This window comes from Agrobacterium larrymoorei (genome assembly GCF_005145045.1).
In the GTDB taxonomy this organism is placed as follows: domain Bacteria; phylum Pseudomonadota; class Alphaproteobacteria; order Rhizobiales; family Rhizobiaceae; genus Agrobacterium; species Agrobacterium larrymoorei.
Window position 1 is genome coordinate 2,074,077 of sequence record NZ_CP039691.1, and the last position, 24,902, is coordinate 2,098,978.

General features: G+C 58.2%; 22 protein-coding genes. 19 read left to right on the plus strand and 3 right to left on the minus strand.

Annotated elements, in window-relative coordinates:
• Positions 1 to 7: 7 nt before the first annotated feature.
• On the minus strand, positions 8 to 463 hold the full coding sequence (locus tag CFBP5473_RS09970) for a MarR family winged helix-turn-helix transcriptional regulator (protein WP_027675879.1): 456 nt from the start codon (positions 461 to 463) through the stop codon (positions 8 to 10).
• A 322-nt stretch (positions 464 to 785) separates the two neighbouring features.
• Between CFBP5473_RS09970 and CFBP5473_RS09975 the strand changes: the two genes are divergently transcribed.
• A complete protein-coding gene (locus CFBP5473_RS09975; RefSeq protein WP_027675880.1) occupies positions 786 to 2,282 on the plus strand; it encodes a replicative DNA helicase in 1,497 nt (498 codons plus the stop codon).
• Positions 2,283 to 2,328: 46 nt separating this feature from the next.
• Here CFBP5473_RS09975 and CFBP5473_RS09980 read toward each other — a convergent pair whose 3' ends face one another.
• Positions 2,329 to 4,023, minus strand: a complete 1,695-nt coding sequence (locus tag CFBP5473_RS09980; protein ID WP_027675881.1) for an ABC transporter ATP-binding protein — start codon at positions 4,021 to 4,023, stop codon at positions 2,329 to 2,331.
• A 207-nt stretch (positions 4,024 to 4,230) separates the two neighbouring features.
• Between CFBP5473_RS09980 and alr the strand changes: the two genes are divergently transcribed.
• From alr to rarD, 16 genes are all read left to right on the plus strand, one after another.
• Complete coding sequence (alr, locus tag CFBP5473_RS09985; protein ID WP_027675882.1) at positions 4,231 to 5,406, plus strand: alanine racemase; 1,176 nt, start codon at positions 4,231 to 4,233, stop codon at positions 5,404 to 5,406.
• A 70-nt stretch (positions 5,407 to 5,476) separates the two neighbouring features.
• Positions 5,477 to 5,788, plus strand: coding sequence for a type II toxin-antitoxin system ParD family antitoxin (locus CFBP5473_RS09990; protein WP_027675883.1), 312 nt, complete (start codon positions 5,477 to 5,479; stop codon positions 5,786 to 5,788).
• Positions 5,727 to 6,035: a type II toxin-antitoxin system RelE/ParE family toxin gene (locus CFBP5473_RS09995; protein ID WP_084631679.1), complete on the plus strand. Its 309-nt coding sequence runs from the start codon at positions 5,727 to 5,729 to the stop codon at positions 6,033 to 6,035. The genes CFBP5473_RS09990 and CFBP5473_RS09995 overlap by 62 nt, the downstream gene beginning before the upstream one ends.
• A 6-nt stretch (positions 6,036 to 6,041) precedes the next feature.
• Positions 6,042 to 7,448 (plus strand): DNA repair protein RadA, encoded by a 1,407-nt coding sequence (radA, locus tag CFBP5473_RS10000; RefSeq protein WP_027675885.1) that lies wholly within the window; start codon positions 6,042 to 6,044, stop codon positions 7,446 to 7,448.
• Positions 7,449 to 7,537: 89 nt separating this feature from the next.
• On the plus strand, positions 7,538 to 8,125 hold the full coding sequence (locus tag CFBP5473_RS10005) for a CvpA family protein (RefSeq protein WP_027675886.1): 588 nt from the start codon (positions 7,538 to 7,540) through the stop codon (positions 8,123 to 8,125).
• 136 nt (positions 8,126 to 8,261) lie between these two features.
• Entirely contained in the window at positions 8,262 to 9,755 is a 1,494-nt protein-coding gene (gene purF / locus CFBP5473_RS10010) for an amidophosphoribosyltransferase (RefSeq protein ID WP_027675887.1), read from the plus strand.
• A gap of 529 nt (positions 9,756 to 10,284) precedes the next feature.
• Positions 10,285 to 11,433 (plus strand): IS4 family transposase, encoded by a 1,149-nt coding sequence (locus CFBP5473_RS10020; RefSeq protein ID WP_136954345.1) that lies wholly within the window; start codon positions 10,285 to 10,287, stop codon positions 11,431 to 11,433.
• A gap of 261 nt (positions 11,434 to 11,694) precedes the next feature.
• Positions 11,695 to 12,435, plus strand: coding sequence for an SDR family NAD(P)-dependent oxidoreductase (locus CFBP5473_RS10025; protein ID WP_027677340.1), 741 nt, complete (start codon positions 11,695 to 11,697; stop codon positions 12,433 to 12,435).
• A 209-nt stretch (positions 12,436 to 12,644) separates the two neighbouring features.
• Positions 12,645 to 14,030, plus strand: a complete 1,386-nt coding sequence (cysS, locus tag CFBP5473_RS10030; RefSeq protein ID WP_027677341.1) for a cysteine--tRNA ligase — start codon at positions 12,645 to 12,647, stop codon at positions 14,028 to 14,030.
• A gap of 145 nt (positions 14,031 to 14,175) precedes the next feature.
• On the plus strand, positions 14,176 to 15,189 hold the full coding sequence (locus CFBP5473_RS10035; RefSeq protein WP_136954340.1) for an IS5 family transposase: 1,014 nt from the start codon (positions 14,176 to 14,178) through the stop codon (positions 15,187 to 15,189).
• A 375-nt stretch (positions 15,190 to 15,564) separates the two neighbouring features.
• Positions 15,565 to 15,933, plus strand: a complete 369-nt coding sequence (locus tag CFBP5473_RS10045; protein WP_051441269.1) for an endonuclease domain-containing protein — start codon at positions 15,565 to 15,567, stop codon at positions 15,931 to 15,933.
• Entirely contained in the window at positions 15,930 to 16,406 is a 477-nt protein-coding gene (locus tag CFBP5473_RS10050; RefSeq protein ID WP_027675360.1) for a GFA family protein, read from the plus strand. Before CFBP5473_RS10045 ends, CFBP5473_RS10050 begins: the two co-directional genes overlap by 4 nt.
• Positions 16,403 to 16,867, plus strand: coding sequence for a GFA family protein (locus CFBP5473_RS10055; RefSeq protein ID WP_027675361.1), 465 nt, complete (start codon positions 16,403 to 16,405; stop codon positions 16,865 to 16,867). Before CFBP5473_RS10050 ends, CFBP5473_RS10055 begins: the two co-directional genes overlap by 4 nt.
• The gene (locus CFBP5473_RS10060) at positions 16,864 to 17,337 is read left to right on the plus strand and encodes a GFA family protein (RefSeq protein ID WP_027675362.1); all 474 of its coding nucleotides are present in this window, start codon (positions 16,864 to 16,866) and stop codon (positions 17,335 to 17,337) included. The genes CFBP5473_RS10055 and CFBP5473_RS10060 overlap by 4 nt, the downstream gene beginning before the upstream one ends.
• A 1-nt stretch (position 17,338) precedes the next feature.
• On the plus strand, positions 17,339 to 18,292 hold the full coding sequence (gene pip / locus CFBP5473_RS10065; protein ID WP_027675363.1) for a prolyl aminopeptidase: 954 nt from the start codon (positions 17,339 to 17,341) through the stop codon (positions 18,290 to 18,292).
• Positions 18,293 to 18,907: 615 nt separating this feature from the next.
• Positions 18,908 to 19,822, plus strand: coding sequence for an EamA family transporter RarD (rarD, locus tag CFBP5473_RS10070; RefSeq protein WP_027675364.1), 915 nt, complete (start codon positions 18,908 to 18,910; stop codon positions 19,820 to 19,822).
• 16 nt (positions 19,823 to 19,838) lie between these two features.
• Here the strand turns inward: rarD and CFBP5473_RS10075 are convergent, their stop codons facing one another.
• Positions 19,839 to 20,459 (minus strand): LOG family protein, encoded by a 621-nt coding sequence (locus CFBP5473_RS10075; protein ID WP_027675365.1) that lies wholly within the window; start codon positions 20,457 to 20,459, stop codon positions 19,839 to 19,841.
• Positions 20,460 to 20,616: 157 nt separating this feature from the next.
• On the opposite strand from CFBP5473_RS10075, the gene CFBP5473_RS10080 reads away from it, so the two are divergent.
• Both CFBP5473_RS10080 and CFBP5473_RS10085 read left to right on the plus strand, forming a co-directional pair.
• Positions 20,617 to 22,683: a LysM peptidoglycan-binding domain-containing protein gene (locus CFBP5473_RS10080; protein ID WP_027675366.1), complete on the plus strand. Its 2,067-nt coding sequence runs from the start codon at positions 20,617 to 20,619 to the stop codon at positions 22,681 to 22,683.
• A 115-nt stretch (positions 22,684 to 22,798) separates the two neighbouring features.
• Positions 22,799 to 24,685, plus strand: a complete 1,887-nt coding sequence (locus CFBP5473_RS10085) for an ABCB family ABC transporter ATP-binding protein/permease (RefSeq protein ID WP_027675367.1) — start codon at positions 22,799 to 22,801, stop codon at positions 24,683 to 24,685.
• The last annotated feature ends 217 nt before the right edge of the window (positions 24,686 to 24,902 follow it).

The window sequence follows — 24,902 nt, forward strand, 5'->3', positions numbered from 1 at the left end:
GCGTTGCTCACGGCTGCACCTTTTCCCCGGAGAGGTTTTGCAGATTGCCGGTCAAACGCCGAACGACCTTCAGGGCAGCGCGGATTTCGTCTGTCGAAATATCCACCGCGATCTCCGCCCGCATGGCCTTGGCCTGCGCATCCACGTCCTCGAATGTGTTGAGCCCGGCTGGCGTCATATGAATCCGCTTCGCCCGCCGGTCCGTTTCGTCAGAACGCCGTTCGATGAGGTTTTGTTTCTCCATGGCATCCAGCAACCGCACCAGCGTCGGCGTTTCTATTTCCAGCTCTTCGGCAAGCTCCTTCTGCGTCAACGAACCGCGGCGCGAAAGCGCGAACAATGTGCGCGCACGCGCCAGCGTCAGCCCCTTCTCCGCCACCCGCGCATCGAAAAACGAGCGGAGCTTGCGGTTGAAGGCAGCCATCTCGTCAAAGAGCTGTTCTTTCTCCGTCGCCCTGGACAATGTAATTACGCCTTATAATTAGTGTGCTATCTATTTCCTGCCTATCTATTTTCGTTTTCGATGAAATTCAAGATGGTTTCGCCGATTGGCAGCTATGCCGTAAAATCATGCCACCGACGGAGTGATTCGCGAAACGCGCCATACGCTCAGCCGAATCAGCCTGTGGATTAGTGGGGACAACCCCGTATGTGATGCAGCTTGCCTCTCTTTAGGTAAGGCCGTTTGCCACTGTTGCTGCAATGTCATTGACGGCGGCGCCCGGACGCTTCAAACCGGCAGGCTTGCAGAACATAAGAAGGCTTGAAGGGAGATCACGCAAACCATGAACGACGCCGTGAGAAAGATCACCCCCGCCCCGGCTGCCGAGCCGCTTTACCGCGAGGCACCGAACAATATCGAGGCCGAGCAGGCGCTGCTGGGTGCCATCCTCGTCAACAATGACGCCTATTACCGCGTTTCCGACTTTCTGAAGCCGGTTCATCTCTATGAGCCGCTGCATCGCAAGATTTTCGAGGTTGCGGGCGATATCATTCGCATGGGCAAGACCGCCAACCCGGTGACGATCAAGACCTTCCTTCCGGCGGATGAGAAGGTTGGCGACCTGACTGTCGCGCAATATCTCGCGCGTCTGGCCGCCGAAGCCGTATCCATCATCAATGCCGAGGATTATGGCCGCGCCATTTACGATCTGGCGCTTCGCCGCGCGCTGATCCAGATCGGTGAGGACGTCGTCAACATCGCCTATGACGCGCCGCTCGACATGCCGCCGCAGGCGCAGATCGAAGATACCGAACGCCGCCTGTTCGAACTTGCCGAAACGGGCCGTTACGATGGCGGCTTCCAGTCCTTCAACGATGCGGTTGCCCTTGCCATCGACATGGCGGGCGCTGCCTTTGAGCGTGACGGAAACCTTTCCGGTATTTCCACCGGCATCCACTCGCTGGATGGCCGCATGGGCGGCTTGCAGCGCTCCGACTTGATCGTGCTTGCCGGACGTCCGGGCATGGGCAAGACCTCCCTTGCCACCAACATCGCCTATAATATCGCCGCTGCTTACGAGCAGGAAGTGCAGCCGGATGGCTCTTTCAAGGCAAAGAATGGCGGCGTCGTCGGCTTCTACTCGCTCGAAATGTCGTCCGAACAGCTGGCAACGCGTATCATTTCCGAGCAGACGGAAGTGTCATCCTCGAAAATCCGCCGTGGTGAAATCACCGAGTCCGACTTCGAAAAGCTCGTCGCCTGCTCGCAGATGATGCAGAAGGTGCCGCTTTATATCGACCAGACCGGTGGTATTTCCATCGCCCAGCTTTCCGCCCGCGCCCGCCGCCTCAAGCGCCAGCGCGGCCTCGATTGCCTTGTGGTGGACTATATTCAGCTGATGACCGGCTCCGGCAAGAGCGGCGAAAACCGCGTGCAGGAAATCACCCAGATCACCACCGGCCTTAAAGCCTTGGGCAAGGAACTCAACGTTCCCATCATCGCGCTTTCACAGCTCTCCCGTCAGGTGGAAAGCCGCGAAGACAAGCGCCCCCAGCTCTCCGACCTTCGTGAATCGGGCTCCATCGAGCAGGACGCGGACGTGGTGCTTTTCGTGTTCCGTGAGGAATATTACGTCAAGAACATGGAGCCACGCGACCCGGCAGATCCGAAATACGCCGAGTGGGAACAGCATTTCGACAAGGTCAAAGGCACCGCAGACGTCATCATCGCCAAGCAGCGCCACGGACCGACGGGCACCGTAAAGCTGGCCTTCCAGTCCGAATTCACCCGCTTCGCAGACCTGGCCGACCCTTCATTTACGCAATACGAAGAACACTGATCATCCGCTCTGCCCCGTGTTTTACCAAGCACGGGGCAGAGTCTTTTCAAGGGGATAGTGGCGGGAGTTCAGAAACTGAATCGCTTCCCTCACCCGCTTTCAAGGTAACGACCTGATCTTCCAGTTGTATCGAACTTTGCCGGTGCGTGATGGCAATGATCGTCAAATCGGCATCGACCTTGCGCAACTGATCCATGATCTCGCGCTCCGTCTCTTCATCCAGTGCGGAGCTTGCTTCGTCCAGCAGAAGTATAGAGGGGGCGCCATAGAGTGCCCGTGCTATCGCTATACGCTGGCGCTCGCCACCGGATAGTTTCAGACCTCGCTCTCCGACAATTGTATCGAAACCATCCGTCATGCCTTCGATCCGTTTTAAGATTGCCGCCTGCTCCGCCGTCTTACGCAGCCTCTGCTCATCATGGGGTCTTCCAAGCACGATATTGGTGCGCAGACTATCGTTCAGAAGCTGAATTTCCTGAGGCACGATGCCGACGACAGAAAACCATTGGTCTTTACCGATATCCTTCAGGTCGACACCATCGATCAGAATGGACCCCTTTTCCGGGGCCATGTTTTTCTGCAGAAGCTTGAAAAGCGTCGATTTGCCGGAGCCTGTTTCACCCGTAATAAAGGTCAGGCGGCCCGGGGTGGCGGTAAAAGACACACCCTCCACACCGCGTCCATTCTCGTAACGATACCCGACATTCTGAAGCTCTACCCTTTCTGGACGGGCAACCGGCAGGTCGGTTACTGCTTCATCCAATTCCTCCGGGGCGCCCCACATTCGCGCGCAAGGCATGAAACGGGCCAGCGAACGCATGGCTTCACCGATCGACTGCCCGATCATCTCGAATGGAATGTTCAGTTGCAGAAGAAGCGTATTGAAGAGAACGATATCGCCGACTGATAGCGTTCCCTGATCATAGCGTGGAAACAACAGATAGAAGCTAATGAGAAGTTGCGCCCCGAGCGCCAAAGAGATCGTCGCGACGAAACCGATGCGTCGCAGAGAATACAGTCGCCAGTTCTCGTAAATCGAACCGGCACTATCCGCAAAGCGCTGCTGCATCCAAGCGGTGCTTCGGGTGTGGCGGAGAGGCTCTATCATGCTGATGGCATTGCCGACGAAACCGGCATTCTGCTGCCCGGCATCGATTGCCTTTTCAAGGTAACGATTGGTGAAACGGTTGGACGCCAGCGTAAGGCCTATGAAAGCGACACCGTAGCAGAGGACTATCAGAATGATCTCAGGGCTGATGGCCGCACCCAACATTATGGTGCTGAACAGGAAAGTGGCGAAGCCCGGGACGAAATAGATCAGCACAATCTGCATCAGAATCGATGCCGCAGACGCACCCTGCGTTTGCGCCTGCTGGATTTCCGCTGGATTGTGATCAGTAAAAAAGGAGGGCTTCTTGCGCGTGATCCGCTCGAAGAAGCGGGTCGTCGCAACATATTCCAATCGCTCCGAATGGATAACGGCGAGATATTGCGTGCTACGTTGGATGCCGGTCGAAAGCGCCGCGAGGATGGCATACAGGGAGAAAGCTGCGATCCACCGCCCTGGTTCTTTCGGCACATCATCGATAATCCGGGAAAACACATAGGGACCGGAGACAGAGAGCAGTGCGCCGGTGAAAATTACACCCGTCAAGAGCGCAATCGAGCGCCAGGCAGTCCCTAAATCGTCCCGATAAATCTGAGCCAGTGGCTTGAAGGCGATTTTGTAGTCTTTGAACAAAAGGGGGCTCCCGCTTTCGTAAAGCTAAAAAAGTCGTCATTACGGCAATATAGGTCTTTGTACCGCGACACAACCAGACGTCGCGCAATTCGTGCAAACGGACCAGTCCCACCGAAACATTGTGCACAGACCAAGTTTAGCCTGATCCGTCATTACGCTCTTGAACAAAAGTGATAGACCACCTTCAAGCTAAAGAGGTTGACAGAAATGACAGACGAGTTCGACGACAGCTTTTCCGAGATGGATGCAGATGCATTCGATACCGCGCCGCTTCGGCTGACGGTCGATCTTGGGGCGCTTGCGGATAACTGGCGGGATATGCAGCGCCGTTCCGGCAAGGCGCGGACCGCTGCCGTGGTGAAGGCCGACGCCTATGGCATGGGCATCGAGGATTGCGGCTCCACGCTTTATCATGCGGGTGCCCGGGATTTCTTCGTCGCGACGGTTTCGGAAGGTGCGACGCTTCGTCCGCACGCGCCGGAAGCCCGGATTTTCGTTCTCTCCGGCATCTGGCCGGGGCAGGAGCGCGATGTCTTCGCGAATGATCTCGTGCCGGTCATTGCCTCGGAGGAGCAGCTTTCCTTCTGGACAAGCGCATTGGCGGATCGCGGCGATCATCCATTCGCCCTGCATGTCGATACGGGCTTCAACCGGCTCGGCCTGCCGCTGGAAGACGCGCTATATCTCGCCGATGACCCGACGCGCCCGGCAAGCTTAGATCCTGTGCTGGTCATGTCCCACCTCGCCAGCGCCGATACGCCCTCCTCACCTATGAACAAGGCGCAGCTTGAATCATTCCGCAGGGTTAGCGCCGCTTTCGAAGGTATCGAATCAAGCCTCTCAGCCTCTGCTGGAATCTTTCTCGGTTCCGACTATCACTTCGATCTGACGCGCCCGGGGATTGCGCTCTACGGCGGCGAAGCCGTCAACGAGATGAACAATCCAATGCGGCCCGTTGCCAAGGCAGAGGCGCGGATCATCCAGATTCGCGAGGCAGGCGAAGGCCAGACGGTGAGCTATGGCGGTACTTATCAGCTGAAACGCGCCAGCCGTCTTGCCATCGCAGCCGTTGGCTATGCCGATGGCTACCACCGCTCCCTCTCCGGCTCCGGCATTCCGTTGCGCGAGATGGGCCGAGGTGGCGCGGAAGGCTTCATCAATGGCTACAGGGTGCCCGTGGCAGGCCGCGTGACCATGGATCTCACCATATTCGACGTGACCGACGTACCGGAAAACGCGATCCGCGCGGGTGATTATATCGAACTCTTTGGGCCCAACGTCACGGTAGACGAAGTGGCGCGCGCCGCAGGCACAATCGGCTACGAGATGCTGACCGGCCTTGGATTGCGCTATGAACGTCAATATCTGATTGGTGACGAGTGACGATTGACGATTGAATGCCTCTTGGAAAGCCCGGACAACCTGTGCTATACGAGAACAAAAGGAGATCGAAATGACCGAAATCCATCTCAGCGAGCAGGATCAGAAGTTCATCGATGAACAGGTGAAGTTCGGTGCCTACAAGGACGCCGATGCCGTTATCCACGCAGGCCTGGCTTTAATGGGCAGCAAAGAAGGCAGGTACGTCGAGCTTCAACGCCTGATCCAGGAAGGCCTGGAAGATGTCGAGGCTGGGCGTGTCGTTGAGTTTTCAAGTGAGGAAGAGTTTACAGCCCATATTTTGGAGATGGCGGAGGAGCAGAATGAAGCGTCGAAGGCTGGTCGTCTCCCATCGAGCGCTGAGCGATCTCCTCGTCGATCATAATTATATCAATCAATTCAATCCGACTGCGGCAAAACGTTTATTGAAAGACATAAACAGCAAAATGATTTCGTTAGCACATTCCGGGATGACTGGTGTGCCGCGAGATTATGTTAAGGGACTTCGTGCATTTCCCTATCGCGACCGATGCATTTACTTTTTGGTGAATGATGAGGTCCTTCATGTTTTGCGCGTTCTCCACGGCCATCAGGACATCTCCCCTGAAGACTTCAAACAAGAAGAAGACTGACATTTCATGGCCAAAGCCAAGACTCAATTCGTGTGCCAGAACTGCGGCACGGTGCACACCCGCTGGGCCGGGAAATGCGAAGGCTGCGGGGAATGGAATACCATCGTCGAAGAAGACCCGATGGGCGGTATCGGCGGTGGGCCGGGCAAGGCTCCCAAGAAGGGCCGTGCCGTTACCCTCACCGCGCTTTCCGGCGAAATAGAAGAAGCGCCGCGTATTCCGACCGGCATGAGCGAGCTGGACCGCGCAACTGGCGGCGGCTTCGTGCGTGGTTCGGCGGTGCTGATCGGTGGGGATCCGGGTATCGGGAAATCCACGCTGCTGATGCAGGCGGCTGCCGCATTGTCTCGTAAGGGCCAGCGTGTCATCTATGTCTCGGGCGAAGAGGCGGTTGCGCAGGTGCGGCTTCGCGCGCAGCGGCTGGGTGCCGCCGAAACCGATGTGCTTCTGGCGGCGGAAACCAATGTCGAGGACATTCTGGCAACGCTTTCCGAGGGCAAGCGGCCCGATCTCGTGATCATCGATTCCATCCAGACGCTGTGGAGCGACACGGCTGATTCTGCGCCCGGAACCGTGACGCAGGTTCGAACCGGCGTGCAGGCCATGATCCGCTTTGCCAAGCAGACCGGCGCGACCATGGTTCTCGTCGGCCATGTTACCAAGGAAGGCCAGATTGCAGGGCCGCGCGTGGTGGAGCACATGGTCGATGCCGTGCTTTATTTCGAGGGCGATCGGGGCCATCATTATCGCATCCTGCGCACCGTCAAGAACCGCTTCGGGCCGACCGATGAAATCGGCGTTTTCGAAATGTCGGATCGCGGTTTGCGCGAGGTTTCCAATCCATCCGAGCTTTTCCTTGGAGAGCGCAACGACAAATCGCCGGGTGCCGCCGTCTTTGCTGGCATGGAAGGAACGCGACCTGTTCTGGTGGAAGTTCAGGCGCTGGTTGCCCCGACTTCGCTCGGCACGCCGCGACGTGCGGTCGTCGGCTGGGATTCGTCGCGGCTCGCCATGATTCTCGCGGTGCTGGAAGCCCATTGCGGCGTGAAGCTCGGCCAGCATGACGTTTATTTGAACGTGGCGGGCGGATACCGCATTTCGGAGCCTGCTGCGGATATGGCGATTGCCTCTGCACTGGTTTCATCGCTTGCCGGTCTTGCCCTGCCTGCCGATTGCGTCTATTTCGGCGAAATCAGCCTGTCGGGCGCGGTCCGGCCTGTCTCCCATACGGCGCAACGGTTGAAAGAGGCTGAGAAACTTGGTTTTTCCGCCGCACTTTTGCCGTCTGCTTCTGCGGAATTGCCCAAGGCGGCAAAAGGGCGCTGGACGGAGATTGAAAGCCTGCCCGACCTCGTGGCGCGCATTGCTGGTTCGGGAAACCGTTTCAGACAGGTTGAGGAAGACGAATATTGATCCTTTCGCTGCTTATCCGGCTAGTGTATGAGGATCGCAAATTGGCACAGTGGCTCTCATCTGAGTGCTGCGACCCCCGGAGTTGGTAAATGCCCATTACGATTTTCGACGGCATCGTTATTGCCGTTGTACTGTTCTCCGCTGTTCTCGCCATGGTGCGTGGGTTCTCGCGTGAAATTCTGTCCATTGCGAGTTGGGTCGGTTCCGTCGCAGCTGCTTACTATCTCTATCCGCTGTTGCTGCCCTATGCGCGCAACTACACGGATGACGACAAGATCGCGATTGCCGGTTCCGCCGGTCTGGTGTTTCTCGTCGCGCTGATCATCATTTCCTTCATCACCTCGCGCATTGCCGATTTCATCATCGACAGCCGCATCGGGGCGCTGGATCGCACGCTCGGCTTTCTCTTCGGCGCGGCCCGCGGCCTGCTCCTTCTCGTCGTCGCCGTTGCTTTCTGGAACTGGCTGGTGGATGTGAAGACGCAGCCGCAATGGGTGACGCAGGCCAAATCCAAGCCGTTCCTGGATGGGCTGGTGGGCAAGCTGGAAGCCGTTCTGCCGGATGATATCGAGCCGCAGATCCGTGCGCGCATCCTCGGCAAGCAGCCCGAGGCAGCGTCCGAACAGGCACCCGCAGACGAAGCTCCGGCAACAAACCAGCCGGCTACAAATAATTGACGCAGTATCGCGCCTTGCAATACATGCAAGGCGCGCTATTTGTGCTAAATATTCAATGAGGCAGCAGACAAGCCAAACCGGCAGAGCAATTCTCCGGGGCGGTTTTTGTTTTTGGCAGTAAGCAAAGGCAAGCCAGATGAATGAGCCGCTTTCGCATTCTACGTTCAATGACATTATCGATGGCGATACGCTGCACGAAGAATGCGGCGTGTTCGGCATCCTCGGTCACCCGGATGCGGCGGCCCTGACGGCGCTCGGCCTGCATGCTCTTCAGCATCGAGGCCAGGAAGCAGCCGGTATCGTCTCCTTCGATGGCAAGCGGTTCCATCAGGAACGCCATATGGGTCTGGTGGGTGACCACTATACAAACCCGGTAACGCTGGCCCGCCTGCCCGGCTCTATCACCATCGGCCACACGCGCTATTCCACGACGGGCGAAGTGGCAATGCGCAACGTGCAGCCGCTGTTTGCCGAACTGGAAGAAGGTGGCATCGCCATTGCCCATAACGGCAACTTCACCAACGGCCTAACACTTCGCCGCCAGATCATTGCCACCGGCGCCATCTGTCAATCTACCTCCGATACGGAAGTCGTTCTGCACCTCATCGCCCGTTCGCGCCACTCCTCCACAGCCGACCGCTTCATCGATGCGATCCGCCAGATGGAAGGCGGCTATTCGATGCTGGCCATGACCCGCACGAAGCTTATCGCCGCGCGCGACCCCACGGGCATCCGCCCGCTGGTCATGGGCGAGCTGGATGGCAAGCCGATCTTCTGCTCTGAAACCTGCGCACTCGATATCATCGGCGCGAAATTCGTGCGCGACGTTGAAAACGGCGAAGTCATCATCTGCGAAATCCAGCCGGATGGCTCGATCAGCATCGATGCGCGCAAGCCATCCAAGCCGCAGCCTGAACGCCTCTGCCTGTTCGAATATGTCTATTTCGCCCGTCCCGATTCCGTTGTCGGCGGTCGCAACGTCTATACGACACGCAAGAACATGGGCGCGAACCTCGCCAAGGAAGCGCCGCTCGAAGCAGACGTCGTGGTGCCGGTGCCGGATGGCGGCACGCCTGCCGCTCTCGGTTTTGCGCAGGAAAGCGGTATTCCCTTCGAATACGGCATTATCCGCAACCACTATGTCGGTCGTACCTTCATCGAGCCGACACAGCAGATTCGCGCTTTCGGCGTGAAGCTGAAGCATTCCGCCAACCGTGCGATGATCGAAGGCAAGCGCGTGGTTCTGGTGGATGATTCCATCGTTCGCGGCACGACGTCGGTCAAGATCGTACAGATGATCCGCGAAGCCGGCGCCAAGGAAGTGCACATCCGCGTTGCCAGCCCCATGATCTTCCACCCGGATTTCTACGGCATCGACACGCCGGACGCCGACAAGCTTCTGGCCAACCAGTATGCCGATGTGGACGCCATGGCGAAATATATCGGCGCGGATTCGCTGGCTTTCCTGTCGATCAACGGACTTTACCGCGCCGTCGGCGGAGAAGACCGCAACTCGGCGCGTCCGCAGTTCACGGATCACTACTTCACCGGCGACTATCCAACCCGCCTTCTGGACAAGAACGGCGAATCCATGGGCAGCAAGATTTCCATGCTGGCCAGCAACGGTTGATAGCGTTCGGATGAAAGGGGTTCACACCCACTGCCGTCATCCTCGGGCTTGACCCACTGCTGTCCGGCTTAGATTCCTTAGCACTTTATGCAAGGCCAGAGGCTTGAGGAGAGACGGTAAATCCGCCCGCAACCGTCATCCTCGGCCTTGCGCCGAGGATCTACCAACGTCAACAAAATCAATCGGTTGCAGATCCTCGGGACAAGCCCGAGGATGACGGAGGTGGGCCTTGCGACGCTCTTCGTCCCCCCCCCCGGCAAATATCGTTCTCTCATAGCGACGTCAAAATCGCAGAAAAACATCCAAAATAGAACGGGATCAATAGCTTAAGGCTACTCCGAAAATCTAAACCGGACAGCAGTGGGCTTGACCCGAGGATATACAACCGATTGATTTCGTTGACGTGGTTGGATACTTGGGTCAAGCCCACTGCTGTCCGGTTTAAATTTCTGGACAAGGCGCATGACATTGATTCTACTCGGTTTCAGACGTTTCGCGGCGATCTGGACACGAACAGGAGATCAACGTCATGCGCCACCAGAATAGCGTTTTTCATCAAATACAGAAGCATGTTCCCTGGCAGGTCTTCGAAGGGCTTGTGGATAAGTACAAGGGCGATCACAGGGTTCGGCGGTTTTCGATGAAGGACCAGTTGCTGGCGCTTCTGTTTGCCCAGCTTTCCGGCGCGCAAAGCCTGCGCGAGATCGAGGCAGGGCTGTCGAGCCACCGCAACCAGCTTTATCATCTGGGTGCCCACGGCGTGGCGCGCTCCACCCTTGCCGATGCCAATGCCACAAGGCCTGCGGGCGTCTTTGCCGATCTGTTCTCCCATATGGCGGCTGCCGCCAGCCGAAGAACCCGTCGCCATATCCGCGATGCGGTGCGCCTGCTCGACGCCACCCGCGTCGCCCTCTCCTCCATGAGCGATGGCTGGGCCGATATGGTCAGCGGGCGCAGAGCCGCCAAGCTGCATGTCGCCTACGATCCGAATGGCGACATCACCATGGCGATGACCATGACAGGCCAGAGAACCAACGACATCGTGCCCGCAAAGGCCATGCCGATCGAACCCGGCATGACCTATGTCTTTGATCTGGCTTACTATGATTTCGCGTGGTGGGCAGCGCTGGACCGGGCAGGCTGCCGCTTCGTCACACGGCTGAAGACCAACACGCATCTTCAGGCCGCCACCGAACAGCCTCCAAGCGAGAGCGATCACATCCTGTGCGACAGGATCGGGCTGTTGGCACAACGCATGGCGCGCTCGAGACGCAATCCCTTTTCCGAACCGTTGCGCGAGATCGCGGTGCGGATCGACACGGGCAGGACCATCCGGCTCGTCACCAACGATCTGGATGCGCCAGCCGAAGAGATTGCCGAGCTTTACAAACAGCGCTGGCAGATCGAACTGTTCTTTAAATGGGTCAAGCAGAACCTCAGGATACGCCATTTCTTCGGAGCATCCGAAAACGCCGTGCGCATCCAGACCTATGTCGCCCTCATCGCCTATCTTGTGCTGCGCATGGCGCAGGCCTGCCAGAGCGCCATCACGCAACCGCTCACCTTCACCCGCCTCGTACGCCTCAACCTCATGCACAAAAGGCGATCCGACCAACTCCTTAAACCACCCACACAACCGTCCAAATCCCCAAACCAGATGGTGCTGATGTGGGACTGAAATTTAAACCGGACAGTAGTGGGTCAAGCCCGAGGATGACCGCAGTGGGTGAGGCAACACGAGTCTCCATTACAAACTTCGTTGTTGAGTTCGCGTTCAGATGACGGAGAAATCCACGCAAACAAGCTGGATCAATGTCGAACAACAGTGGATCAGGTCTGGGTTAGCGGTTGGAAATGCGACCTCCTGACGTCTTGCCCGATGCATCAACCCACAGTAAGAAAATCGCGGACTCTACGCATTCATTTCCAGGGGGGGACTATGACCATCGACCTCAAAGGCCGGATCGCACTCGTTACCGGCGCATCTCGCGGCATTGGCTATTTCACGGCGCTGGAACTGGCGAAAGCCGGGGCGCATGTCATTGCCTGCGCGCGTACAGTCGGTGGGCTTGAGGATCTGGATGATGCCGTCAAGGCGGTCGGCGGTTCAGCGACGCTGGTCCCTTTCGATCTCGCTGATATGAATGCCATCGATGCGCTGGGCGCTTCCATTCATCAGCGCTGGGGCAAGCTGGATATTCTGGTAGCGAATGCGGGCGTGCTGGGCGTCATTTCCCCCGTCGGACACATCGAGGCCAAGGTGTTCGAGAAGGTAATGACGATAAACGTCACCGCAACATGGCGCCTGATCCGCTCCGTCGAGCCACTTTTGTTGAAGTCCGATGCCGGTCGTGCGCTCATCCTGTCTTCCGGTGCTGCGCATTCCTGTCGCCCGTTCTGGGGAGTTTATTCCACCTCCAAGGCGGCAGTCGAAGCGCTGGCACGCACTTGGGCTGCGGAAACGGAAGCCACCGCCCTTCGCGTCAACAGCATCAACCCCGGCGCCACCCGCACCGCCATGCGCGCGCAGGCTATGCCCGGCGAAGACCCGGACACCCTGCCCCACCCATCCGAGGTTGCGCAGGCCATTCTTCCGCTGGCATCACCGGAACTCAGCGAAACCGGCAAGGTCTATGTAGTGCGTGACCGGAAATTCATCAGCTACCGCGCACCGGAATGATCTGTTCGATGGCATGAATATGTGGGCGATGCTCTTGACCAAAATCGAGCATCGCTTCATAACGCAAGCCATGAAAATGACGATCTGCCGCTGCTGCTGAGTTGAATTTTGCTGGTCTCACGCCCGGCCAGGTCGTTTTCGTCTCCCGTAAGGTCAAAAGCAGACAAACGCTCCGGTTGGGTAAATCTCGATACCCAAAGGAATTGCCGATGTCCTTGCGCCTGAAGTTTTACAACACACTGACCCGCGAAAAATCCGAATTTCAGCCTATCGATGCGAACAATGTTCGCATGTATGTCTGCGGCCCGACGGTTTATGATTATGCCCATATCGGCAATGCCCGCCCGGTCATCGTGTTCGATGTGATTTTCCGCCTGCTGCGGCATGTTTACGGCGAAAACGGCGTCACCTATGCCCGCAACATCACGGATGTAGATGACAAGATCAACGCGCGGGCGCTTCGCGATTACCCGAACCTGCCGCTGAACGACGCCATTCACGCCGTGACGGAAAAGACGGCGCAGCAGTTTCATGCCGACGTGGCCGCTCTCGGCTGCCTTGAGCCGACGATGGAGCCACGCGCCACCGACAATATTCCGCAGATGATCGAAATCATCGAAAAGCTGATCGCGCGCAGCCACGCCTATGTCGCGAATGGCGAAGTGCTGTTCGACACAAAATCCATGAGCGATTACGGCCAACTTTCCAAACGCCCGCTGGATGAGCAGCAGGCTGGCGCACGCATCGCTGTGGATGAACACAAGAAGAACCCCGGCGATTTCGTGCTTTGGAAGCTTTCAAGCCATAACGAGCCGGGTTGGGAAAGCCCGTGGGGTCGTGGCCGTCCCGGCTGGCACATCGAATGCTCTGCCATGTCCATGCGCCATCTGGGCGAGGTTTTCGACATTCACGGCGGCGGCCTGGACCTGATTTTCCCGCACCATGAAAACGAAATCGCGCAATCCCGCTGCGCCCATGGCACGCAGGTCATGGCCAATGTCTGGATGCATAATGGCTTCGTACAGGTCGAAGGCCGCAAGATGTCGAAGTCCGACGGCAACTTCGTAACGATCTACGACCTGTTGCACACCGAAAGCTTCGGTGGCCGGAAATGGCCGGGCGAAGTGCTGCGGCTAGCCATGCTGATGACGCATTATCGCGAACCAATCGATTTTTCGGTCAAGCGTCTCGAGGAGGCCGAACGCCTGCTGGCGAAGTGGCCAGCAGCGGAGGCGGGAGAAATCGAGGCGGATCAAACGGTTCTCGATGCACTTGCCGACGACCTGAACACGGTGGCCGCCGTGCAGGCGCTTCACGCACTGGCGCAGGCGGCGAATGCCGATCCCAAAAAACTGCCCGCCTTCGCAGCGAGTGCAGCGCTGCTCGGAGTTCTACCGAAGAAAACCGAAGTCGATGAAGCTATTGCCGCTGCGGTAGATTCACTTGTGGCCATGCGGCTGGAGATGCTGACGGCAAAGAACTTCGCGGAGGCTGATCGCATTCGCGATGAGCTGTCAGCCAAGGGAATTCAGTTGAAGGATGGGAAGGACAAGGAGACGGGGGAGCGTGTGACGAGTTGGGAGTTGAAGCGGTAACGCTGGCTTACGCTCGGCATTTTTTGCTCATCATTTGCCGCCTCACCCCCCTCTGTCCTGCCGGACATCTCCCCCTCAAGGGGCCTGTTGCAAAACCCTACGGATATGATTCACTCTGTTCGTGAGCGATCGAAGGGGTGTTTGGATGGCGATGAAGAGCGGTTCTCAGTTCAGCTTTGCGGATGCGCTTGTGACGGTGCGCAGTGGGCCGGACCGGTTGGGCAAGCTGTTGTCGGTGGTGAAGTGGTATCGCTTCGAGAAGGTGCTGCGGTCGCTTGAACCTGATGGGGAGACTGGCGGTCGGCCTGCCTATCCTGTTCTGACGATGTTCAAGGCTTTGATGCTGCAGCAGCTTTACGGCCTGTCCGATGCGGAACTGGAGGAGGCGATCTATGACCGCCTTTCCTTTCGCCGCTTTTGTGGCATTGGCCTCGATGAGGCTGTTCCCGATCACACGACACTGTGCCGCTTTCGCAACCGGCTGGTGGAACGGAAACTTCTGGAGAAGCTGTTTGGCGAGCTTGACAGGCAGCTCGATGCCGCAGGCCTGATCCTGCGGCGCGGCACGATGCTGGATGCGACTGTCATCGAGACGCAAGCTGCTCGCCCGCCGCGTGCTCAAGATACGAACAACGGTGCCGAAGGCACTGAAGACAAAGAAGACAAGGTGCAGACGAGCGCACGCGATCCGGATGCGGCGTTTACCCGGCGCAAGGGTCGGCAGGGTTCGAGCTATGGTTACAAGGCCCATGTGGGCGTGGATGAAGGTTCGGGCCTGATCCGGCGGGTGATCACCACGCCGGCCAATATCAACGATACCGTGCCTGCCGATCTGCTGATCGTGGGCGACGAGACGCGGGTTCTGGGCGACAGCGCCTATCACACACATCAACGGGCCGCGATGCTGAAGGAGCGCGGGATTTTCTGCGGTCTGATGAAGCGCCCCAACAAGCATCACCCTGTTCTCAAAGCCGCAGCCCGCCGTTTCAACCGTGCCGTGGCCAGACGACGCGCTGCGGTCGAGACGACCTTTGCCACGCTCAAGCGCCGCATGGGGCTGAGCCACATTCGCTACATCGGTCTTGCCAAGGCATCCGCCCAGGTTCTGCTTGCGGCCATGGCGTTCAACATGCGCCGCTGGGTGACGCTGAGCGCGTGAGCCGAGGGGAGAACTGTGTCCGCAGTTCAGCCATATCACCCATCAACCAGCCTACACGAACCTAGAACCGCCCCTCGATAGGAAGGGCGGTGGCCAAGGTGATTTGTCGTTTGGCAATCAGCTTATGTCGGAAGTTACGCAACGGTCCCTCAAGGGGGGAGATCGGAACGACGCACTCTCCTTATTCCTTGTTAAGCCCTCTACGATGGGCGAAACGGTGCCACTTGCCGATCTCCCCCCTTGAGGGGGAGATGTCCGGCAGGACAGAGGGGGGTGCCACAGCCACCAGCCTAAAGTGGAAAGAGCACCTTCGGCTATTGCTCTTCGATCCACGCTGTACCAACCTCTCGTTACAACCAGAGTAACGAGTTCCCGATGTCTCATCACCACGTAAAGCCGAAACATCGCGTCCATGCCCGGCGCATGCGCAAAAACCTGACGGACGCAGAGTTGAAACTCTGGAACGCTCTGCGAGCCCATCGGCTGGAGGGATTGGGTTTCAGGAGACAATTGCCAATCCTGGGCTATATCGTCGATTTCGCCTGCCCCGAGCACAAACTCATTATCGAACTCGACGGTTCTCAGCACGCGACCAATTTAGCTGCCGAATACGACCAGCATAGAAGCCGAAAGCTTCAGCAGCATGGCTGGACCGTCATCCGTTTCTGGAACGAAGCCATTCTCAAAGATATAGACAATGTCTGTCTTCACATTGTCGGATCGATACGGGAGGAACAGCTATGACGATCTATACCGGTGGATGCCAGTGCGGGGCGATACGGTTTCGGGTAGAGGGCGTGTTGAAGAATAGTTCCATCTGCCATTGTCGCATGTGTCAGAAAGCGTTTGGGGCTTATTATGCGCCGTTGGTTTCGGTGCGGGGAGCCGATTTCAAATGGACGCGTGGGGAGCCGAAGCGGTTTCAGTCTTCCAATCATGTCAAACGCGGTTTCTGCTCCGACTGCGGCACGCCGCTGACCTATGAGGCACCGGATGGTATTGCGGTGGCTGCTGGTGCGTTTGATGATCCGTCTGCCCTGCCGCCCGTCATCCAGTGGGGCACGGAGAACAAGATCGGTTTTGTTGACAGGCTGCATTTGCTGCCGGGGGAAGAGACCGAAGCCGATGTAACCTCGGCAAGTTTCATTGCAGACCTTGTTTCCTATCAGCATCCGGACCACGATACGTCCGAATGGTCAGAGGAGAAAAGCCGGTGAGCGAGACGGAATATTCGGGCGGATGCCAGTGCGGCGCGGTGCGGTTTCATGCGGACAAGCTCGGTCGCCCGTCCATCTGCCATTGTCGCATGTGCCAGAAGCATTTCGGCAATTTCTTTGGCGCGCTTGTCGGGGCGGATCAGGCGCATCTGACATGGACGCGCGGACAGCCCACCCTCTTCCGCTCTTCGGCAAAAATCCATCGCGGCTTTTGTAACAAATGCGGCACGCCGCTGACCTATCATTATCCCGGCGGCGTCGAAATTGCCATCGGTGCTTTCGACCACCCGGAACAGATCGAGCCGCAGGTTCAGGTGAACGCGCATATGCAGATGCCGTGGATAAAGGCGCTGTTCGATAAGCGCGAAACGCAGCAAAGCGTGGATGAAAGCACCATTGTTTCCTACCAGCACCCAGACCACGACACGGAAACCTGGCCGCCGGAGGACAATATCAATTGACGGCGAAGTTTCTCTCCGGCGGGTGCCAATGCGGGGCGTTACGCTATCGCATCGATGGTGGCATCCGCTATCCGCATCTCTGCCATTGCCGCATGTGCCAGAAGGCGTCCGGCAATTACTTCATGCCGCTGGGCGCCAGCGGTCGCGATGCTTTCACGCTGACGCGTGGCGAGCCGAGCTGGTTTCAATCCTCGGAACATGTGCGGCGCGGCTTTTGCGGCACATGCGGAACGCCGCTTTTTTATGATATTCCCGGCATGGATTTCATCAATATCACGCTGGGTTCGCTCGATGAGCCCCAGCAGATCGTGCCGGAAGCACAGTCCAATCTGGCGCAGAAAATGAACTGGTTTTCGCTGCTGGATGCTCTACCGGTTGAGGCTGAACAGCCTGAGAGCGACGCGACGCCGGTGAAGAACAACCAGCATCCCGACCACGACACCCTGCATTGGCCACCACAGGAAAGATGACATGACTGAATTGCGCAGCTTCTATCCCGAAATCGAGCCCTACGAGACTGGCTTTCTGGATGTGGGCGATGGCCATATGATCTATTGGGAACGGGTGGGTACCAAGGGCGGCAAGCCTGCTGTGTTTCTGCATGGCGGCCCGGGTGGTGGCGTCACCCCTACCCATCGCCGCGTCTTCGATCCTGCACTTTATGATGTTGTGCTGTTCGATCAGCGCGGTTGCGGGCGCTCCACGCCGCATGCGCATCTGGAGGCCAACACGACGTGGCATCTGGTTGCGGATATGGAAAGGCTGCGCGAGAAATTCGGCTTCGACAAGTGGCAGGTCTTCGGCGGTTCCTGGGGTTCGACGCTGGCGCTTGCCTATGCGCAGACCCATCCCGAGCGTGTCAGCGAGTTGGTGGTGCGGGGCATCTACCTTCTGACGAAACGCGAGCTTGACTGGTACTACCAATTCGGCGTTTCCGAGATGTATCCCGAACGCTGGGAAACCTTTCTCGCGCCTATCCCCGACGCGGAACATCACGAAATGATGGTGGCCTATAATCGCTATCTCACCGGCAGCGACGAGGCGAAAAAGCTGGAATGCGCCAAAGCGTGGAGCCAGTGGGAAGGCGCCACGATTTCGCTGGTGACCGACCCTGCGCGTGTGGATGAATTCGGCGAGGACCAATACGCCATTGCCTTTGCGCGTATCGAAACGCATTTCTTCGTCAATGCCGGCTGGCTTGAAGAAGGCCAGTTGCTGCGCGATGCCTACAAGCTAAAAGACATTCCCGGCGTCATCGTGCATGGCCGCTATGACATGCCCTGCCCGCTAAAGACGGCGTGGGATTTGGCAAAGGCTTGGCCGAAGGCTGACCTGCACATTATCGAAGCGGCAGGACATGCGTTGAGCGAGCCGGGAATTCTGGACCAGCTGATCCGCGCGACGGACCGGTTTGCGGGGAAGTGACGGCAGCGCGCGTCTCGCCCCACTCACGTCATGCTCGGGCTTGTCCCGGGCATCTGCCAAAGCAGCGGTTCTTGAGATGGGTCAAGTCCACTGCTGTCCGGTTTAAACTGAGAGCACAGTTAGGAGCGAGAACAGCTCCCCCACCCGTCACCCCGCACTTGATGCGGGGTCCAGCAGACGCGCGTCTGCGCGTCAAAAAAGTCTTTCAGACCAAGGGCTTGGCCTGGCTGGATCCCGGATCAAGTCCGGGATGACGGTGGTGGGGTTGCACCTTCGCCACCCCGCAGCGAACGTCGTCAAAACGTGTCCCAACCGGATTTCAAGGCTGGAACTGGAACGCATTCGATGCCTTGCCTTATATGCGCATATTTCAACCGGACAGCAATGAGTTAAGCCGGGGAAGACGTGGATGAGAACTCCGCTGTCCTCTCGCCCCTCATACACATCCGACCACTCCAATCATTTCAACGCCTTACCCTCCACCGCTCACATTCCGATTCACCCACCTCATCCCATGATGAAGCTTTTCTCACCACATTCTTCACGGAAATGAATTGGTATATAACGGTAAACAAGCATAGTGCGGAACGATCCCAATCGAATTGGCAGTTTCCAATGGCAATGAATTCCACCCTCCAGGCTCCTCAGTCGGGCGATAGCGCCCGTGGTTTCGTCTATGCGCTGACGGCCTATATATTGTGGGGATTTTTGCCGTTCTACATGAAGGCCGTGGCCCATATTTCGCCGTTTGAAGTGATTGTCCACCGCGTCGTCTGGTCTGTGCCAATCGCCGCCATGGTTTTGATGGTTCTGGGGCGTACCGCTGAAATCCGGCAGGCGTTGACGACGCCGCGTATGCTGGCCATGGCCTGCCTCACTGCGTCTCTCATCAGCATCAACTGGGGCATTTATATCTGGGCCATCGGCTCCGGCCATGCGCTGGATGCCGCGCTGGGCTATTTCATCAATCCGCTTTTCAGCATTCTTCTCGGCGCCATTCTGCTGAAAGAGAAGCTCAGCCGCATGCAGATGGCGGCGATTTCGCTGGTGGCGATGGCCGTTGCACTGCTGACATGGAATGCCGGGGGCCTGCCATGGGTGGCCATTGCGCTCACCGTTTCCTGGGGCTTCTACGCATTCTTCCGCAAGACGCTGCCCATCGGGCCGACGCAGGGTTTTCTATTGGAAGTGCTGCTGCTGACACCGCCTGCAATCGCCTTCATCATCTATCTGACGGCCACGGGACAGGGGCATTTCATGGCCGGGACCGCGGTCGATACCTGGTTGCTGGCGGCAAGCGGTCTTGTGACTGCCGTACCGCTGATCTTCTACGGCAACGGGGCAAAGCTGCTGAAGCTTTCCACCATCGGCATCATGCAATATATCGCCCCGTCGATGATCTTCGCCATCGCCGTCTTCATCTTCAAGGAGCCGTTCGATACGGTGAGGCTGGTCGCATTCGTGATGATCTGGTCGGCGCTGGTGATCTATACGCTGCCGAGCCTGATGCGGAGCAGAGCTGCCGGGTGACCGGCAGCGTATTTGTTTAAAGCTGTGCGATGACGGAAGGATCGCCTTCCGGGTTTTCCTGCGCGATGGCGCGCTCGATGATCGCAGGCACGATCTCGCTAATTTCGGAAATGACCAGCGGGTTGAGGAGATGCGCCCGGTGGATGAAACCCTGATCGCGCATGTGGCGGATCAGTTCCAGCATCGGGTCCCAGAAGCCGTTGATATTGGCGAAAACCATTGGCTTTGCATGGCGGCCAAGCTGCGCCCAGGTCATGATCTCAACGATCTCTTCCAGCGTGCCGATGCCGCCGGGAAGCGTCACGAAAGCGTCAGACCGCTCGAACATCATGTGCTTGCGCTCATGCATGTCCTTGGTGATCACAAGTTCGTTCAATTGGCCGAGAGAATGGCGGGTCGCTTCCATATCCACGAGAAATTCGGGTATGATGCCCGTGACTTCGCCGCCATTGGACAAGACGCCGCTTGCAACGGCGCCCATGATGCCTTTGGTGCCGCCGCCGTAAACCAGGCGAATGCCGTTTTCAGCAATGGCTTTGCCAAGGGCTCGCCCGGCTTCCATATAGGCAGGATCACGCCCCGGCTGAGAGCCGCAATAGACGCAGATGGATCGAATCGAGTGATTTTTGTTCGTCATGACCTGCACCGAACTACGGGAGGGCGGATCAGGTCAAGAAAATTTGGGGGATCATGCGACAAACCCTGCCCTTCGGCCACGAGAACGCTTGTATGGCAGGCGCTAAAACGCTAGCAATCCGCGATAGAACTGCGACGAATATACCCGGAGACTCATAATGAAAAACAAAAAGGCCGGACTGCTGGCGCTGATCGTGCTTGTTGCTGCGACGCTGCTCATGGTCTTTTTCGTTTTGCCGCGTATGTCCGGCGATGACAAACCGATTGGCGATGCCATCAATCAGGCGGGCAATGCCGTCAAGAACAGCGTGGAAATGGGTGGCGAAAAGGCAGGCGATCTGCTCTCCGACGCCGCGCAGGAAACCGCCAATATTGCCGACAAGGTCGGGCGGCTGGCGGAATCCACCACCAAGTCCATCAAGGACATGACCGGCCTCTTCGCCGACAACAAGGTTCCCACGAACGAGGAATTCGCCGCGGCCCGCAAGAAGGTGGAAGATTCCCTTCGCGAATTGCAGGATATCGATATTCCTGAATCTCTGGATGAGACGACCTCGCGCCTGATCACCACGGCACGCACGGCGGCGGAGCGCACAATGGCGTTCCTGCGCGGTCTGCCGACGGATGCAAGTGCCGCAGCCGCTCAGGTTCGTCGTCTGGCTGGCGTGTTTGCCGGTACGGATGATGGCGCGCCCCGCCCGGAAGCGCCTGCCCCCGCAACTCCCGCTCCACAGCAGCCTGCGCAGGCACCCGCCCCGGCAACACAGGGTGGTGCGGCCCAATTGCCGAGCTTCGATGTGCTTCGCGTGGAGCCAGACGGTTCCGCCGTCATCGCTGGCAAGGCGCAGCCGGGTGCACAGCTGGAAATTCTGAACAAGGGTCAGGTCATTGCCAAGACGCCGGTCGAGGGCAGCGGCGATTTCGCAGCCGTTCTCGATAATCCGCTGCCGCCGGGCGACCATGAACTCGTGCTGCGCGCCACCGGCAAGGACGGCAAGGTCTCGCAGTCTCAGGAAGTGGCGACGGTTTCCGTGCCAAGCCAGAAGAATGGCGATCTGCTTGCCATGGTCACGACGCCCGGCAAGGCGAGCCGCGTGCTGACAATGCCGGAAGCCGCGCCACCTGCCTTGCAGGCGCAGGCAAACCCGGCCAGCCCGACAGACACACAGACGCCGCAAGCGGCTCCCGGTGCTGCCACCACGCCTGCCGCGCCGGCACAGGGCAATGCCGCGACCGCCAATACGACTGAAACGGCATCAATCCGGGTGACCGCCGTTGAATTCGACGGTTCGAAAATCTTCATCGCCGGTTCGGCACCGGCAGGCACGAATGTCCGCGCTCTTGTCGATGACAGCCAGGTTGGCAATGCACGAGCCGAAGCATCCGGCAGCTTCGTGATCGAAGGCGATATCCAGCTTTCGGTGGGCAACCACATCATCACGGCCGAGGCGCTGGACGCAGCAGGCAAGGTAACCGTGCGCGTGCGCGTTCCCTTCTCTCGCCCGGAAGCCGATCAGGGTACCGTTGCCATGCAGCAGCAGCCCGCAGCTCCGGCAAACGGCGCGGCACAGAACCCCTCTGCGGTAACCGATCAGGCTGCTTTCGAGGCGCTTCGCACCGAAGTAACCAAGGCCTTCGGCATTCTCTCCGGCCTCTACAAAGACGGCAACACGCCTTCGCTGGATCAGGTCGCAGCAGCGAAATCCGCCACCGCCATTGCGCTTCGTTCGCTCTCGGAATTCAGGACCGCGGCGTCCGCCGACCCTGCCTTTACGGCATTCGTCATGGAGATCGCGGGCAAGGCGCGCGCTCTGCTTGCCACAGTGGATGCATTGCCGAACGATGTCGCAGCCATTGGCAAGGCTATTGAAGGCCTCACGGCCCGCTTTGCAGAGTTGAACGCGGCAGCACCTGCTGTCCCCGCTCCTGCTCCGTCAATGTCTGCCAACCCGGCACCGAGCGCGGATGCATCCGGCACAAAAACCTTTGAACAGGCACCGCTTGCGCATAGCGACAGCACCGTCATCATTCGCCGTGGCGATACGCTGTGGCAAATTTCGCGCCGCGTTTACGGCCAGGGCGTTCGCTACACCACGATCTATCTCGCCAATCAGGAACAGATCAAAAATCCGGACCTGATCGAGCCGGGTCAGATTTTCGGCGTGCCGGAAAAGGCTTTGCCGAATGCGGAGGAAATTCACCGCAACCGCTTGAAGACACGCTGATGGAACGCCTCACGGCATTGCATTCGTAAGGTCCGAATACTATTTAATTTAAAGAACGGCGGCTCATCAGGCCGCCGTCTTGCTGTCTGCACTCCAGCAGACGCCGGAGTGAAGAATGGCCGACAAGAAGAAGACGATTTCAGCGGATTCCAGCAATCCGATGCAGACCCTCATTAACCTCTGGCCCTATATGTGGCCGCAAGGCAGGCCCGACCTTAAGATGCGGGTGGTGTGGGCGACTATATTCCTGATCGTCGCCAAGCTGGTGCTGATTGCCGTTCCCTACTTCTTCAAATGGGCGACGGATGCGCTGAACGGCAAGCTGGACATGGCAGGGCTCGTCCCCGTCTTCCTGCTGGGCGCCGTCGCGCTCGTCATCGCCTACAATTTCACACGGCTTGTTCAGGTGGGTCTGAACCAGTTGCGCGACGCACTTTTTGCCAGCGTCGGCCAGCACGCAGTGCGGCAACTGGCTTACAAGACCTTCGTGCATATGCACCAGCTTTCTCTGCGCTTTCATCTGGAGCGCAAGACGGGCGGCCTGTCGCGCATCATCGAACGCGGCACGAAGGGCATCGAGACCATCGTCCGCTTCACCATTCTCAACACCGCCCCAACCTTCATCGAATTTCTGCTGACCGCCGTCATTTTCTGGACGGCCTATGGCTTCTGGTACGTGTTCGTCACCGTCGTCACCGTGTGGGCCTATATCTGGTTCACCGTTAAGGCCAGCAACTGGCGTATTTCGATCCGCCGTTCGATGAATGACAGCGACACGGATGCCAACACCAAGGCCATCGATTCGCTGCTGAATTTTGAGACGGTGAAGTATTTCGGCAATGAGGATATGGAGGCAAAGCGCTTCGATGCTTCCATGGCGCGTTACGAAAAATCTGCGACGGCCATCTGGACTTCGCTGGGCTGGCTGAACTTCGGCCAGGGCGTCATCTTCGGTCTCGGCTCCACGGTCATGATGGTCATGTCGGCGCTCGCGGTTCAGCGTGGCGAGCAGACCATCGGTGATTTCGTTTTCATCAACGCGTTGCTGCTGCAGCTTTCCGTGCCGCTCAATTTCATCGGCTTCGTCTACCGCGAAATCCGACAGGGCCTGACGGATATCGAACAGATGTTCGATCTGCTGGAGGTGGAAGCCGAAGTGGTGGATGCGCCGGATGCCAAGGCGTTGCAGATCGGCACCGGTGCCGTCAGCTTCCGCGATGTGCATTTCGCCTATGATCCCGAGCGCCCCATTCTCAAGGGCATCTCCTTCGATGTGCCTGCTGGCAAAACCATCGCCATCGTCGGCCCTTCCGGTGCGGGCAAATCGACGCTTTCGCGCCTGCTCTATCGCTTTTACGATATTCAGGACGGCGCGATCACCATCGATGGGCAGGACATTCGCACCGTCACCCAGAAAAGCCTGCGCTCCGTCATCGGCATGGTTCCGCAGGATACGGTTCTGTTCAACGATACGCTGGCTTACAACATTCGCTACGGTCGCCCCGATGCGCAGGATGCGGATGTGGACGCGGCGGCAAATGCCGCGCAGATCAGCGGCTTCATCGGCAAGCTGCCCGAGGGATTCCAGACGATGGTCGGAGAGCGCGGGTTGAAGCTTTCCGGCGGCGAAAAGCAGCGCGTTGCCATTGCCCGCACCATCCTGAAGGCACCGCCCATTCTCATTCTCGATGAAGCGACTTCGGCGCTGGATACCCACACGGAACAGGAAATCCAGAGCGCTCTGGACACGATCTCGAAGAACCGCACCACGCTGGTCATCGCGCACCGTCTCTCCACCGTCATCGGCGCGGATGAAATCATCGTGTTGAAGGACGGCAACATCGCCGAACGCGGCACGCATTCCTCGCTGATGATGGCAGGCGGGCTTTACGCCTCCATGTGGAGCCGCCAGCGCGAAGCCATTCAGGCCGAAGAGCGCCTGCGCGAAGTGCGCGAAAAGGACGATCTTGGCGTGGTGGATCGCGGAGAACCGGCGCATTGACGGGTATAAAGCCGCGTTGCTTATGGGCAGCCATTGCCCGCAACGCGGTTTGCCTGTAGTCACCTTAGCGTGTTTTTGTCGCGTCAAGGCGTGAATATGGTCGGGAAACGACTATATGGGGCCTGCGTGCATGGACACGACGTGTTTTTGCAGTAAGGCATGCAGTAAAATCAACGCCGTAGTGGCGAGCGCATCTAAATGCAGCGCGCCGCTCATA